The sequence below is a fragment of the Hwanghaeella sp. genome (genome assembly GCF_965227365.1).
GTDB lineage: Bacteria > Pseudomonadota > Alphaproteobacteria > UBA8366 > Aestuariispiraceae > Hwanghaeella.
Window position 1 is genome coordinate 4,113,651 of the sequence record NZ_OZ245754.1, and the last position, 12,935, is coordinate 4,126,585.

The 12,935-nt window shown below is 58.3% G+C and carries 10 protein-coding genes; 1 reads left to right on the plus strand and 9 read right to left on the minus strand.

Going from position 1 to position 12,935, the window contains the following annotated elements; all coding sequences use genetic code 11:
* Positions 1 to 130: 130 nt before the first annotated feature.
* Positions 131 to 1,069, plus strand: a complete 939-nt coding sequence (locus ACQK2G_RS18865) for a hypothetical protein (RefSeq protein WP_425406584.1) — start codon at positions 131 to 133, stop codon at positions 1,067 to 1,069.
* A gap of 112 nt (positions 1,070 to 1,181) precedes the next feature.
* Here the strand turns inward: ACQK2G_RS18865 and ACQK2G_RS18870 are convergent, their stop codons facing one another.
* The 9 genes from ACQK2G_RS18870 to cysG all read right to left on the minus strand — a co-directional run bounded on the left by ACQK2G_RS18870 (position 1,182) and on the right by cysG (position 12,923).
* The gene (locus tag ACQK2G_RS18870) at positions 1,182 to 1,568 is read right to left on the minus strand and encodes a RidA family protein (protein ID WP_425406585.1); all 387 of its coding nucleotides are present in this window, start codon (positions 1,566 to 1,568) and stop codon (positions 1,182 to 1,184) included.
* Between the two features lie 19 nt (positions 1,569 to 1,587).
* Entirely contained in the window at positions 1,588 to 2,754 is a 1,167-nt protein-coding gene (locus ACQK2G_RS18875; RefSeq protein ID WP_425406586.1) for an iron-containing alcohol dehydrogenase family protein, read from the minus strand.
* 24 nt (positions 2,755 to 2,778) lie between these two features.
* Positions 2,779 to 3,042 (minus strand): hypothetical protein, encoded by a 264-nt coding sequence (locus ACQK2G_RS18880; protein ID WP_425406587.1) that lies wholly within the window; start codon positions 3,040 to 3,042, stop codon positions 2,779 to 2,781.
* A gap of 65 nt (positions 3,043 to 3,107) precedes the next feature.
* Complete coding sequence (locus ACQK2G_RS18885) at positions 3,108 to 4,133, minus strand: TRAP transporter substrate-binding protein (protein WP_425406588.1); 1,026 nt, start codon at positions 4,131 to 4,133, stop codon at positions 3,108 to 3,110.
* 35 nt (positions 4,134 to 4,168) lie between these two features.
* On the minus strand, positions 4,169 to 6,085 hold the full coding sequence (locus tag ACQK2G_RS18890; protein WP_425406589.1) for a TRAP transporter large permease subunit: 1,917 nt from the start codon (positions 6,083 to 6,085) through the stop codon (positions 4,169 to 4,171).
* Positions 6,069 to 7,889: a gamma-glutamyltransferase family protein gene (locus ACQK2G_RS18895; protein ID WP_425406590.1), complete on the minus strand. Its 1,821-nt coding sequence runs from the start codon at positions 7,887 to 7,889 to the stop codon at positions 6,069 to 6,071. Before ACQK2G_RS18895 ends, ACQK2G_RS18890 begins: the two co-directional genes overlap by 17 nt.
* Positions 7,890 to 7,982: 93 nt before the next feature.
* Entirely contained in the window at positions 7,983 to 8,681 is a 699-nt protein-coding gene (locus ACQK2G_RS18900; RefSeq protein WP_425406591.1) for a FadR/GntR family transcriptional regulator, read from the minus strand.
* Between the two features lie 257 nt (positions 8,682 to 8,938).
* On the minus strand, positions 8,939 to 10,789 hold the full coding sequence (locus ACQK2G_RS18905) for a dihydroxy-acid dehydratase (RefSeq protein WP_425406592.1): 1,851 nt from the start codon (positions 10,787 to 10,789) through the stop codon (positions 8,939 to 8,941).
* A 664-nt stretch (positions 10,790 to 11,453) separates the two neighbouring features.
* On the minus strand, positions 11,454 to 12,923 hold the full coding sequence (gene cysG, locus ACQK2G_RS18910; RefSeq protein WP_425406593.1) for a siroheme synthase CysG: 1,470 nt from the start codon (positions 12,921 to 12,923) through the stop codon (positions 11,454 to 11,456).
* Between the last annotated feature and the right edge of the window lie 12 nt (positions 12,924 to 12,935).

Here is a 12,935-nt window from a genome sequence, read left to right on the forward strand (position 1 = left end):
TAATTAGTCTAATTAACTATACTATTATGCGTGAGGCGCAGGTTAGCGCCTTGCGGCGGGTTTGCGCAACCGGGATGTAGTCTTTACGCATCCGCCAGGAAATCAAGAAACGGGACAGAGGAGCGCGGCAATGGAAGCCTCGATGCTGGAAGAAACGGTTCAAAACCCCAACCCCTATCCCATCGTCGCCGAACCACATTACGACGATGTCTGGCATCTTTGCCATCAAGCGCGCGACCTTGCCTGGGACCCTGTAAAAGATGTGGACTGGGCAGCCCTAAAGGAGCAGACCGCAGACCTACCGGAAAATGTGCGCCAAGCCGGGGCTGAGTGGTGGTCACTTCGCGCCTGGATGGAACATGGCGCAACGCCCTATGGGGCCGAGCGGCTCCGGCAAGCCATTTTCGAGCACCTACCATTCGAAATTAAGCAACATGTCGCCAATTTCATCATGGAAGAATTGCGGCACCACGAAGCCTCCTTCCGCATTGCCCAGACGCTTGGCACCTATCAACCAAGCCCCACCAGCGACTATTTCCAGATGGTTATTCCCCGTTTTCACAACGAGGCCGAAGAACGCCAGATGTCCTTCTATGCGGGCATGGCGGTCAACACGTTGTTCGAACAGCTATCGGGTGAATTGCTTACCGCCCGTTACAAGAATGCGCGGTTTGAACCGATCAAGGTCGCGTGTCAGTTGATCCTGCGTGACGAAGCAAGACACATCCAATTCGGACGTATTCTTATGCGGCGCTTCTTTGAACAGATATCGTCCGAAGAGAAGGAACTTTTGGGTGCGAAATTCGCGAAAAAACTACGCGGCAGTCTGCTCAACGGCGTCTATTCAGTTGTTAACCTCCCCAAGGACGAACGCAAACGATCTGCGGAAGCGCGTGCACTTGCAGCGGATTACGGACTTGGCGCGACACATCCGGACGAGGAAGTCGATATCATCGTCGCCGCCTTGAGTCAGATCCGGGAAGATGTCGCTCCGTACGACGTGCCGATCCCGATCATTCCGGAAATCGAGGGTGACGGGCCTCGTACCAGTACATTAGCGGCTGAGTGACAATCGCCTAAAGTTTCGACCCTGAGTACCCCTGTGCGTCGAAAAGGGCCGGGCAAATTGCCCGGCCCTTTTTCTACGTCCCAAAAAACCTGTTCTGTTGCCTGTACGGCACCTAAGCTTTCGAAGCGACGATATCCACCTCGACCTTGAGCTCCGGCTTCACCAGGCCCGAGACATAAACCAAAGTGGAGGCAGGCCGATGGTCACCAAGATACTTGCCGCGCACCGGCCCGTACTTCGAGAGATCGGCGGGGTCGGTTAGATATGCCGTCATTTTTGTAATATCGCTGATATCCATATCCGCGGCTTTGAGAATTTCCACAAGATAGGACCAGATCAGCTCTGATTGTTCGCCGGCGTCGCCCGGAATGCCGCCGGAAGCGTCGACCCCCACTTGCCCGGAGACTTGTATTGTACGAGCCCCGGCCGGATTTTCGACCGCATGCGCGTATAGACCGAGGGGCGCCGGAATCGTATCGGGGTTGATAGGCTTGTTCATGGATCACACCTTCCGGGTCTCAGAGGTTCAAATATGGCTCCGCCCCTTCGGTTGGGCGGCGCATATGCTCAAGAATCACGCGTATTTCATCAGCTGACGCGAGACGCGGGTTGACTTTGACCTGTCCCGATTTTGATGCTCCTTCCGCAACCCTGTCGCGCGCGGCGGCGTCGGGGACGTGATCGTCCAAACTGATATCAAGTCCGACTGCATGGCGCAGACGGGACAGGCCGGTGGCCGAATTTTCGGCACCGAAAATACCCGCGACCACGTCACCTTTCTCTCCCATGGCTGGCGCGTTGAAGGCCATCGTCCATGGAAGCGCCAAGGCGTTGGCAAGGCCGTGCGGGGTATGGTGCAATGCGCCCATTGCCCCGGCAATCGCATGCGCCAAACCGAGATGCGCGCTGTTGAATGCGATACCGGCTTGCATTGAACCGATCAGACAAGCGCCACGGGCGTCGAGATTGCCGGGTTCTTGATAAGCGCGTTCAAGATTACCCGCGAGCAATTCCATCGCCGACTTCGCAAAGGGGTCGGTCATCGGGCCGGAAACCTTGGAGGTGAACGCTTCCACGGCATGGGTCACTGCGTCATATCCCGCAGTCGCCGTAACCGATGGGGGCGCGGAGACGGAAAGTTCCGGATCCAGCAACGCGACACGTGCGCTCATGTTCTGGTTCCGCAGCACCATTTTGTAGTCGGTACCCGTCTTCGCAACAATCGCCGATTCTGAAACCTCACTTCCGGTACCTGCCGTCGTTGGGATACAGACGAAGAGAGAGTCATGCGGGTTCATCGGCCGCCCCATCGGACCGACAATGTCGTCGATCGGGCCCGGATTGCTGATCAGCATTCTAGCCGCCTTGGCGGTATCCATCGCTGAACCGCCACCCACGGCAATGACCAGATTGGCGCCGCTTTCCTCAAGTGTCTTTCGTGCGGCATCTACGGAATCGGTATCCGGCTCGTGCTGAGGGACACCGTGAAACACGGGGCTGTAGTCGCCGAGGATCTCCTCCAATCGACCATGGACTTGCCCCCCGAGAAAGAAGGCATCGATCAAGACGCAGGCGCGGGTCGATTTTGCATCTTTCGCAATGTCTGCAAGGGCGGACAGGCAGCCGGCGCCATATTGGATACGATGCGTAGAATGATAAAAAGTAAAAGGGGCCAAGTCAGTCATGACATGAAATCCAGTCTTTCCGGTTTATGGTGCAACGAAACGGCCATTCTCCAACTCGTCGATCAGAGCGAGGACTACCGGCAGGGGGCGGCAATCACGCAAGAGCTCCACGGCGGCATTGCGGTGCGGCGTTTCGCTGCGGATGGTATCGAGAGAAAGCCCGGGGAAGCCTTGGGCGTTCAAGGCTTCAACCACCATGGTCATGATCTCCTCACGCATGGTGCCATCCCGAAGACGTTCTTCTTCGGGAAAAGCGGTGAACCCCTCCGGTGCTTTGTTCTCCCGCATTCCACTTCCCTCCTAAGCACGGTAAACGTCACGACCCTTGCGACAAGGGCCGTGACGCCGTGGCACTATTTTACGTCAACAATGGCCTGGATCTTATCCATTCCACCCACATTCGGCGCATATGCTTGCCAGAAGGGCTCCATAGCCTTCTGCCAAACCGCACCATCCACATCGTGTACGACTGTCCCGCCCTCGACTGTCTTGGCCAGCGACGCCTCTTGTTCCGCTGCGGCCAAATCGTTGAAATAGGGAATAGCTATCGCAGCTGCTTTTTCAAACGCCGCCTGCTGCTCGGATGTCATGCCATCCCAGTAAGGCTTGCTGAGGTAAACCGCGCCCAACGCCCAGATATGGGCGGTCCGGGTGAACTGCGGAACGACTTCGAACAGCTTCAAGGCATGGTACCCGGACATGGTCATATCCATGTAGTCGACTACGCCCGTCTGAAGTGCGTTGTAGGCTTCCGTGATCGGAACTGGTGTCGGATTGGCACCCAACGACTTCCACAGCTCGATATGCAGCGGGCTTTGCAACACGCGCATCTTCTTACCGTCAACATCTTCGGGCGAAATGATCGGGTCTTTGGAAATGACGTGGCGGGCACCGTAGGTAATGAAGCCAAGGACCTTGAAACCTTGCGCCTCTGCGAGCTGTTTGTATTCATCACCCGGCGCAGCCGCCATTACCTTGTCGATATGATCGGGACCACGGAACATGAACGGCATATCGAACAGCGCCCCTTCCGGAATCCAAGTGGTCAAATTCGCAAGAGTAGACAGCGCGCCGTGAATCGAGCCGAGCCGTACGCCTTCCGTTGTTTCCTTTTCACCCCCCAACGCGCCGTCGGTGACAATATTGAAGTCAAACTGGCCGGGGATTTCCTTCTCAACTTCTTCGGCGAACTTCTTCCAGATCAAAGCCTGCGGTTTTTGCGGACCGTAGATCACTGAGACCGTAAACGGCTTCCCTTGCGCAAGCGCGGCTCCGGTCGCCGCAAATGTCATTCCCGCCGCCACGGCAGCAATCGCGAGCCGGCGAAATACCGGCAATCGTTTTGTGTTCATCGTCAAAGCCTCCTGTTTCAATCGCATTTGTTTGCACTCCTCTTCCCGTCCTTCGAACAATTTTATTTTCCAGAGAGGAGCCATCCCGGGCCGAGCGATATCGCAGGTACGAAGCTGACCAGCAGCAACGCCAGGATCAGTGCACCCAGCATCGGGTACATCGCTCGAAAGACTACATGGACGGGTGTTTTGGAAACCGTGCCGGTGATAAAGGCGAGCATCCCGACCGGCGGCGTCAATCCGCCGAGGATCAGATTCACCACGATCACGAGGCCGAAATGAATGGGATCCATGCCCAGCGATACCATTACCGGCATCAATAGCGGCGTCAGGATCAGTATGGCCGCCCCGATATCCAGGAACATGCCAAAAAGCAGCATTAGGACATTCACGAGAATCAGCACGACATAGAGATTGTCGGACAGGCCGGTGACAAACTGGGTCAAGGCCTGCGGAACGTTTTCGGTCACCAGCACGAAGGCGAAAGGCGCGGCGGCGCCTATCAATAGGCCGACAAGCGCAGACTCGATGGCAGCGGTGCGCAGGGTTCGCCAGAGATCCTTCAAGGCATAGGCCCTGTACACGAAAATGCCCAGGAACATCGCGTAGACAACCGCCAGCACGCCCGCTTCCGTCGGGGTCACGACGCCGAAACGGATCCCTCCCAATATCAGAACCGCGAGGCCGAGGACCGGCAGCGCCTGAAGAAATGCCGACCCGCGCTCATTCCAGTCCGCCTTGCTGTTCGCTGTACCGTAACCGCGCCTACGGGAGATTATGTAAATGCAGATCATCAGCGCGAAAGCCATGAGCAAACCCGGACCAACCCCCGCAAGCCATAAATGCCCGACCGACAGATTGGATGCCGCCGCAAGGATCAACAACGCGATCGATGGAGGAATCACATTGGGCAAGGTCGCGCCGGCAGCGGTTACCGCACAAGAGAATCCAGGCGCATAGCCGTGGCGGATCATTTGGGGCACCAACAGCTTTGCGCCGAGCGCTGCTTCCGAATAACTGGAACCGGAAATACCAGCGTAAAAGAGACTTGAGACGATGTTGACCTGGGCGAACCCTCCTCTGAAATGACCGACAAGCTTGAAAGCGAAATCCATCAAGCGCTCGGTCAATCCGCCGATATTCATCATTGCACCGGCGGTAATGAAGAAGGGCACCGCCAGAAGAAGAAACTTGCTCGACCCGTTGACCATATTCTGCACGACGGCGGCCGGCGGCATCATTTGCCCGGCCTCGTTGGCCAGGAAAGTTGCGAACAGCATCGCGAACGCAACCGGCGCACCAAGAGCCATTGCGACGACGAACCCGATCGCCATCGTCGCGGCCGGCCCGATACCCAAAATCGTGATCAGGTTCCCATCATTCATCGCCCAGTGCAGGGCAAATCCGACAACGACGGCCAAAGGCGCACGCCAGGGCTGCACATTCTCGTCAATTCCTCTTAGGAACTGATACACCAGCGCGAGGATACAACTGACCGGAATGATGATGAATTTTACCCAAACCGGCAGCGCCAGGACGTAGTTCGTTCCCCCCATCACCTCAATCAGATAGGTACCGCCGAAGAGAAGAGAAATCGTCGTCCAGGCAAGAATGACATCAGCCAGGAAATCAACCAGCGTCCGCGAGCCGCCGCTTAGCCGGTCAACCAGCATGGTAATTGAAAGGTGCATGCGGGATCTGTGCGCTAGCGGCACAGCAAGAAAGATGACGCCAACAAACAACCATTGAGCGGCCTCGGAAGCCCATGTCAGCGAATTGTTGAAAACGTATCGGCCGATCACATTCGCAAAGACAATGACGATGAGAGACATCAAAGCGATCGTGGCCACGCTTCCGATGACACCATCCAAGAAACCGAGCAGGCGATGCACGGCCCTGCGCATTGGGGCTATATCGCCCTGTTCGGGGGAAGGGTCTCCAGAAATCGCATTTCGGTATTCCTTACCGGCCGATTGCATAGCCCAACCCTCCCCTCGGGTTTGCCGCGGCCCGCAAGGTACCATCGGAGCGGCGCGATACCGATGTAAGGCGACCTTCGGTCCATTCGCCTGCGACAGCGACGTCGTGTCCGCGCCGACGCAACTCGTCCGCCACATCCGGCCCGAAACGGCTCTCTATCACCAGCTTGCCTGGACTGGCTGCTCGAGGAAAAAAGCTGTTCGGCCAGTGTTCCGAATGGAAGGCCGGCGCCTCGATGGCTTCCTGCATGCCCATGCCATGAACCAGATGACGGATCAGGAAAGCACTCTGCCACTGATCCTGCTGATCTCCGCCAGGTGTCCCACAAGCGAGGCTGGCTTGGCCGTAGCCGTCCAACACCAATGTAGGGGAAAGGGTCGTTCGCGGACGCCGACCCGGACCGAACTTGGATGGCGCGGATTCGTCCAGCCACATCATTTGGGCCCGCGTGCCGAGAGGAAACCCGAGTTCAGGTATGGCCGGGGAGGATTGCAACCATCCTCCCGACGGGGTCGCAGAAACCATGTTGCCCGCGGCGTCCACGACATCCAAATGGCACGTATCCCCGACCGCCGTTGCGCCATAACCGGCCTTGCGTATTTCCTGAACCGTCGGTTCGCCCCCGCCATAGGCCGCTAAAAGGCCTGCCTCTTTCTTGCGCCGGCATGCCTCCGCAAAGTCAATCTGGGCACCGAAACCGGGGATATCTCCCGGCCGGAAGTCATTGCTTGCCTTATCGCCGATGAGGGCCTGACGAGCGGATGTGTATGTCGGATCCAAAAGCCGGTCGATCGGAACGTTGGCCAGTCGATCGTCACCGTAGAAGGTTTCCCGATCCGCAAACGACAACTTCAGGGCTTCGACCATGTAATGGACAAAATCCGCCCCCTTCGGATCCATCGTCGCCACCTCATCCGCGGGCAACAGGGACAGACATTGAAGCAGGGCAGGCCCCTGCGTCCAGGGACCGCATTTCGCAATTTGGTGGCCCGCATAATCCAACAGAATCGGCGGTTCGAATGTCGCCCGCCAACCGGCCAGGTCCTGACCGCGCAGAAACGCACCATTCATTTGGCCGGACACATCCATGACTTCGGTGTGACGACAAAAATCGTCAATGGCTTCCGCCACGAAGCCGTCCGACCAACACCGCCGGGCTGCCTCTATTTGAGCGACACGGTCGCCGCCCGCGCTCTTGGTCTCGTCGAGGATTCGCGTCCAGGTTCGGGCCAGAACCGGATTGGGCAGGAATCCGCCGACGGGTGCGGCCGCCCCCTCCGGCATGAATATTTGGGCCGATGTCGGCCAATACACATCGAAGATGGATTTGCTTGCCGCAAGCGTCGCATTCAACCTGTCGTCGACAGGCGCCCCCGCGATCGCATAGCCGAGTGCAGGTTCCATCACCGTCGACAGACTAAGCGTCCCTTTTGCAGCCAATAGCATCATCCAGGCGTCAAACGCCCCGGGGATGACCGCGGGCAATAGACCCGTGCCGGGGACAGCTTGCAGCCCTCTGGCACGGACAGCATCGATTGTCGCAGCAGCCGGCGTTTCCCCCTGCCCACAAACCGCGAGCGTTTCCCCACCCGATGCATCGTGTATCAACATCGTGACGTCGCCGGCAGGACCGTTAAGGTGCGGACACAAAGCCTGGAGGGCCATACCGGCCGCGACAGCACCATCGAAAGCATTGCCGCCGATCTCCAGCATCCGCATCGCAGCCGCGCTTGCCAGCCAATGACTGCTGCTGGCGACTCCAAACCAACCGACTATTTCCGGGCGCGTCAGGGCTAGGGACACTCGGACCAACCTTTCATGGACCAATATGATATTGGATTACTATTATTGATCCAATGTTCCAGAAAAGGTTCAGCATGTCAAAGGGGAACAAAGTCAGATGAGCAGTAGGTTGCGCCGGACGTGCTGCAGATGTTCGAGAATGGCTTCTTCCGCCGCCAGCCCATCCCTCATGACAAGCGCGGCAACAATTTTCTCATGATCGGCTTGGTACAAACGGCGACGGTCATCAGTCATGCCCCGACGGCTCAATCCACTCCAAGCCTGGGACCGTCTTGCTGAATGAATACCTTCAACGATTTGAATGAGATACATGTTCTTACTGGCTGCGGCGATCGCGCGGTGAAGCCGGTTGTCCCAGTATTCGAATTCACTCATCGTGGTTGCCTTGGCGCCTTCCCGCACAAGCGCCTCAAGCCCCTCCAACTCCCTTTCCGTCGCCCGGGAAACGATAAGCCGCGCCATCATCGGCTCAATCAACATCCGGGCTTCCATTACTTCTTCCGGATTAACGCTGCGCTTGTCGAAAACAGGTGCTTTTCCGTCTGCCAGAGTGTTCGTTTCCCCTATCCCGCACACAAAGGTTCCGCGCCCGACATGGCGCTCAATAAGCCCTTCATCTGCGATGGAATCCAAAACCCGGCGAACTGTGTTTCTACTTAGGCGGAACTGCTCTGAAAGATCGCGTTCAGTTGGCAATCGGGAGCCTGGCGGCATTGTCCCCGAGCGGATCCGCTCCACCAAGTCGTCGCGAAGTGTCTGCGCATTGGTCTGCGCGCGACGGCGCTGATTCATCCCGAATACCTTTGATGTTGTTGCGATCCAAACATAGTCCAATTTGGTTCACAACTTCAAGATTGGCTTTTTGGAGAAACACCAAGCACTGGGAGAATGCGGAACTCTTATGACTAGTCTGCGACGGAACTGATCGGGAACGGTCGCGACAAACCAGTCTATTGAGGTTGAAACATAAAATTTCCCCCGGAACGTACGGTCCCGGGGGAGATAGTCTCGTATTCTCGCAATGCCGTAGGTTTGGCCGACAGGCTTTCCTAGCCTTTGAAGCGGTTCTTCGGGGTGAAGCCTGAGTCTTTCGCCTCGCGGGGGTCCCGCACCCAGACTTCGCGGTTCGGGTGCAGACCGCCGCCCCGGGTTGCGGGAACGGCCGAGTGTCTGGCTCTTTGAAGAAGCCTGGTATCCGCGATTCCGCAATTCGGATGGGTACCCCCATTATCGGCAACCTGCTTTTCCCACGCCGCCCGTCGAGCGGCCAGCGTCGCCTGATCATCCAGAGCGAGGCAGTTCACCGTGTTGGAGTTGAGGTCGATGACGATTTCGTCGCCGTTCTCAATGAACGCAATCGGTCCGCCAACTGCGGCTTCCGGTCCGACATGGCCGATCACCAGCCCGACCGAACCGCCGGAAAACCGCCCATCGGTCATCAGGGCGACGACAATATCCCGCTCCCGGCACAGCGTCGTGATGCGGGAGGTCGAATCGAGCATCTCGGGCATTCCCGGCGCACCGCTGGGCCCTTCGTACCGGACGATGACGATATCGTTGTCCTGGAAGCTGTCGGGCGTCTTGTCCAATGCTTCCAACAACCCGCTCTCGCCTTCAAAGACGCGCGCCTTGCCGTTGAAGACATTGTTCTCGAGACCTTTTTCCACGCCGGCAAGCTTCAGGATCGCCGAGAAGTCCGGCGACAGGTTGCCGCCAAGGATGCGCAGGCCGCCGGTCGGCTTGTATGGCTTGTCGACCGAATAAACGACCGTACCGTCGGCGCGCGGACTTCCCAAACGCGCCACTTGTTCGGCCAAGGTCTCGCCCGTACAGGTGAGCATGTCGCCGTTCAGGAGACCGGCATCCAGCAGCTCGCTGACGATGACTTGGACACCGCCCACATTGTCGATATCCACCATCGAATAGAGCCCATAGGGCCGCGCATCCGTGATGACCGGGACGACATTTTGCGAAAGGTGATTGAACTCCTCCGGCGTCATGACCTCCTTCCAGAAATCCGCATACCCCGCGGCCCGGGCGATTTCCGGTGCATGCAGGACCACGTTCGTGGACCCGCCGATGGCCATTGCCACGATTACCGCGTTGCGGATGGAGTCCCGTTGGACGATATCCCGTGGCCGCAGCCCCTTGGCCATCATGTTTTCCAGGTGGGCGACAAGTTCCTTGGGGAAGTCCTTGGTCCGCCTCGCATCGTCGGATGCCGGCGCCACCATGTGCAGCGGCTGCATACCGACCACGCCAATGAAGGTTTGCATGGTGTTATAGGTGAACATGCCGCCGCAGCTGCCGATCCCGGGACAGGCATGGAAGGCAATGTCGTATTGGAGTTCCGCATCGGGATTGCCGGCAACCTGATAAGCGCTGACGAGATCTATGGCAGCGCCGGTCCTTGGGTTCTTTCCAGGATGGATCGGCCCGTCCGACATGATGATGGCGGGTTCGTTATGCTCAAGAATGGCGGCAAGCGTGCCCACCGGCGGCTTGTCGCAGGCGACGACCGCGATGATGCCCGCAAGTCCGCTCGCCGCGAAATGTTCGCACAGGGCGTCGTTCGTAACCTCACGGCCGATAAGCGAATAACGCATCTCAGGCGTGCCGTTGCGAATGCCGTCGGACGTCGCAATCGTATATTCTGGCTGTATCAGCCGCATCTTGAGGTGATTTTCATCCGCCCCGATACGGCTTTTCAGCTGTTCGTGGATGGCATCAACCTTATCGACGACCCCCAGATAACATTGGCTGTCGCCCTTGGTTCCGACAACACCGACAGGCGGTTCATGAATCAATGACGGATCAGTGCCCAATTCGCGGGCAATTCCGAAAGTTTGCGCCGAACGACCAGGGTGTCGGTCAATTTTAACGATGTTGCTCTTACTCATGGGTCGACATCCCTCCACGATCTCTTCATTAACAGGCACACAGTTTGGTTCTGCTTGCGGCCAGCCTTATCAGTTTTCAGCCCGAGAGCGTAGATAGGATGAGACCAACATTGCAATTCCCGCATTTCGCAAAACTCTATTCTTTCGCTGCGGAATATGCGGAGCACATCACGAATCTGCGCTGCCCTCGCATCGGCGGGCAACAGGCGGGCCGCAGATTGTCGCGGAACCGTATAAAACGCCATCGAAATCGTGCAATAACGTAGGATCTGGTTCACCACCCTCGAGCGGAATCCCGCCGGACCGGCTCGCCAGTTTGCCCCAGCAATGGTCTTGAAGCGCTGGAAGGCCCGTCAAGAGGTCAAGGCGAATTGCCTTTCCGCAGCCTGCATCACGTCGGCCCGCGGCGCTGTCAGATTGGGAACCGGCAGGGCATGCGGGCCTCCTGCCTCATTCGCGAACACGCTTATCGCAGCGGCCGGAACAAACGGACCAATTTCGATTCCCTACAACAGGCACGGCCGAACCCCTCACTTCCCGGCCTCGCCCTGGTGCGCCGCACCACCGAGGGTTAGTCCCACATACTGATTCAATTTGATCCGACGATGTAATATCCGAGGCTGCGGTTCCGCAGGTCTCTATCCGCGTGCCCTTGTCCGCGCGGCTACAGGGCCTCTGCGGGCAAGCGTGACGACGCCGCCACCTTACAACCGTTCTCCATACCAACCGCGTTGGCCGTTCGGGAAGCCTCTTGGAGCAACCCCACCCTCTCGGGATTTCGCAGGACGATAATGGCCGGGCCGGCGATGTTCTTCGCTTCCATGACATCGGGAAACTCGCCGAGGCAAGTTTGTATTAGCCTTTGGTTCCGCATACCCACACAGCTCATGACATCAACGCGAAGCGCCTTCGGGTGGCCTCCGTTTAAAAGATGCTTCCGTATTTCCCGCGCTTCGCCGACCCCCATATAGATCGCCATCGTCGTGCCCGGCTTCAGATGCTCGTTCCAATCGACCCCACACACCCCATCCCGCTTCCGGCCGGTAGTCAGAACCAGCGTATCGGTGATGCCCCGCTCAGTGAGCGACTGCCCGGCCGCCGCGGCGCCGGCGGAAGCGGCTGTCACGCCGGGGACGATTTCCCAGGCCACACCGGCCGCGTCCAGACAGGCAATTTCCTCCGCCGCGCGTCCGAATATGCCCGGATCGCCGCATTTCAACCGCACAACCCGTTTGCCCTGCTTCGCGGCGGACGCGATGACGCCGTTGATCCGCTCCTGCGGCCAGGCATGGGCGCCCGGTGTCTTACCGACATAGACGCGTTCCGAGTCCCGACGGGCAAGCTCAAGCAAGTCAGGGTCGATCAGCCGGTCGTAGAAAATGATGTCTGCTTCCTGGAGCCGTTGAACCGCACGCAAGGTGATCAGGTCGCGGCTTCCGGGCCCTGCGCCGACCAAACTGACGAAGCCGCCGTCAACTTTTTCTGTGGGTGCACCGCCCCTTTCGATCGCTTGCTTGATCGCATCGGCAGCGTCCCTCTCCGCACCCTTGGCATGGGATTGCCGGGGAGCCCCGTTGAAGACCCAGTTCCAGAACGCACGGCGGGCGCGGGGCGCGATCTTCTCCGCGACGCGAGGGCGAAGACGTCCCGCCAGGGCAGCCAACTCACCCAATCGGGGTTCCAACGTAGTTTCGATCCTGCTCTTGATTTGACGGGCGAGCAGCGGCGCATTGCCTTCCGAACCAACGGCAACGACAACCGGGTCGCGGTCGACGATGGAGGGAATGAAGAAGTCGCACAGGTCCGGCTGGTCCACCGCATTGACCAAGGCGCCGGCAGAACGCGCCATCTCTGCTATCTCGAAATCGCTCGGCCCGCCGCGTTCGTCCCCGTCACGGGCGATGATCACGATGTCTCCCGGCTGGAGGCAATTGGCCGATATAGCCTCACGGTGCTGTCCTATACGCCCGGACAGGACCAATCCCTGCAGTTCGGGATCCAATCGGTCCGAAACCACGGCAATCGACGCTTCCGTCTTCAGCATCAGACGGACCTTGGCTGCCGCCTGTCCGCCGCCACCGATGACGACAACACGCCTTTCCGACATTTTCACAAATAGTGGGAAAGTTTTCATAACCCTCTCTCC

Excerpts from the sequence above, each read along its gene's own strand:
- ACQK2G_RS18865 (WP_425406584.1), top strand. The coding sequence starts at position 131 with ATGGAAGCCTCGATGCTGGAAGAAACGGTTCAAAACCCCAACCCCTAT.
- ACQK2G_RS18870 (WP_425406585.1), bottom strand. The coding sequence starts at position 1,568 with ATGAACAAGCCTATCAACCCCGATACGATTCCGGCGCCCCTCGGTCTA.
- ACQK2G_RS18875 (WP_425406586.1), bottom strand. The coding sequence starts at position 2,754 with ATGACTGACTTGGCCCCTTTTACTTTTTATCATTCTACGCATCGTATC.
- ACQK2G_RS18880 (WP_425406587.1), bottom strand. The coding sequence starts at position 3,042 with ATGCGGGAGAACAAAGCACCGGAGGGGTTCACCGCTTTTCCCGAAGAA.
- ACQK2G_RS18885 (WP_425406588.1), bottom strand. The coding sequence starts at position 4,133 with ATGCGATTGAAACAGGAGGCTTTGACGATGAACACAAAACGATTGCCG.
- ACQK2G_RS18890 (WP_425406589.1), bottom strand. The coding sequence starts at position 6,085 with ATGCAATCGGCCGGTAAGGAATACCGAAATGCGATTTCTGGAGACCCT.
- ACQK2G_RS18900 (WP_425406591.1), bottom strand. The coding sequence starts at position 8,681 with ATGAATCAGCGCCGTCGCGCGCAGACCAATGCGCAGACACTTCGCGAC.
- ACQK2G_RS18905 (WP_425406592.1), bottom strand. The coding sequence starts at position 10,789 with ATGAGTAAGAGCAACATCGTTAAAATTGACCGACACCCTGGTCGTTCG.
- cysG (WP_425406593.1), bottom strand. The coding sequence starts at position 12,923 with ATGAAAACTTTCCCACTATTTGTGAAAATGTCGGAAAGGCGTGTTGTC.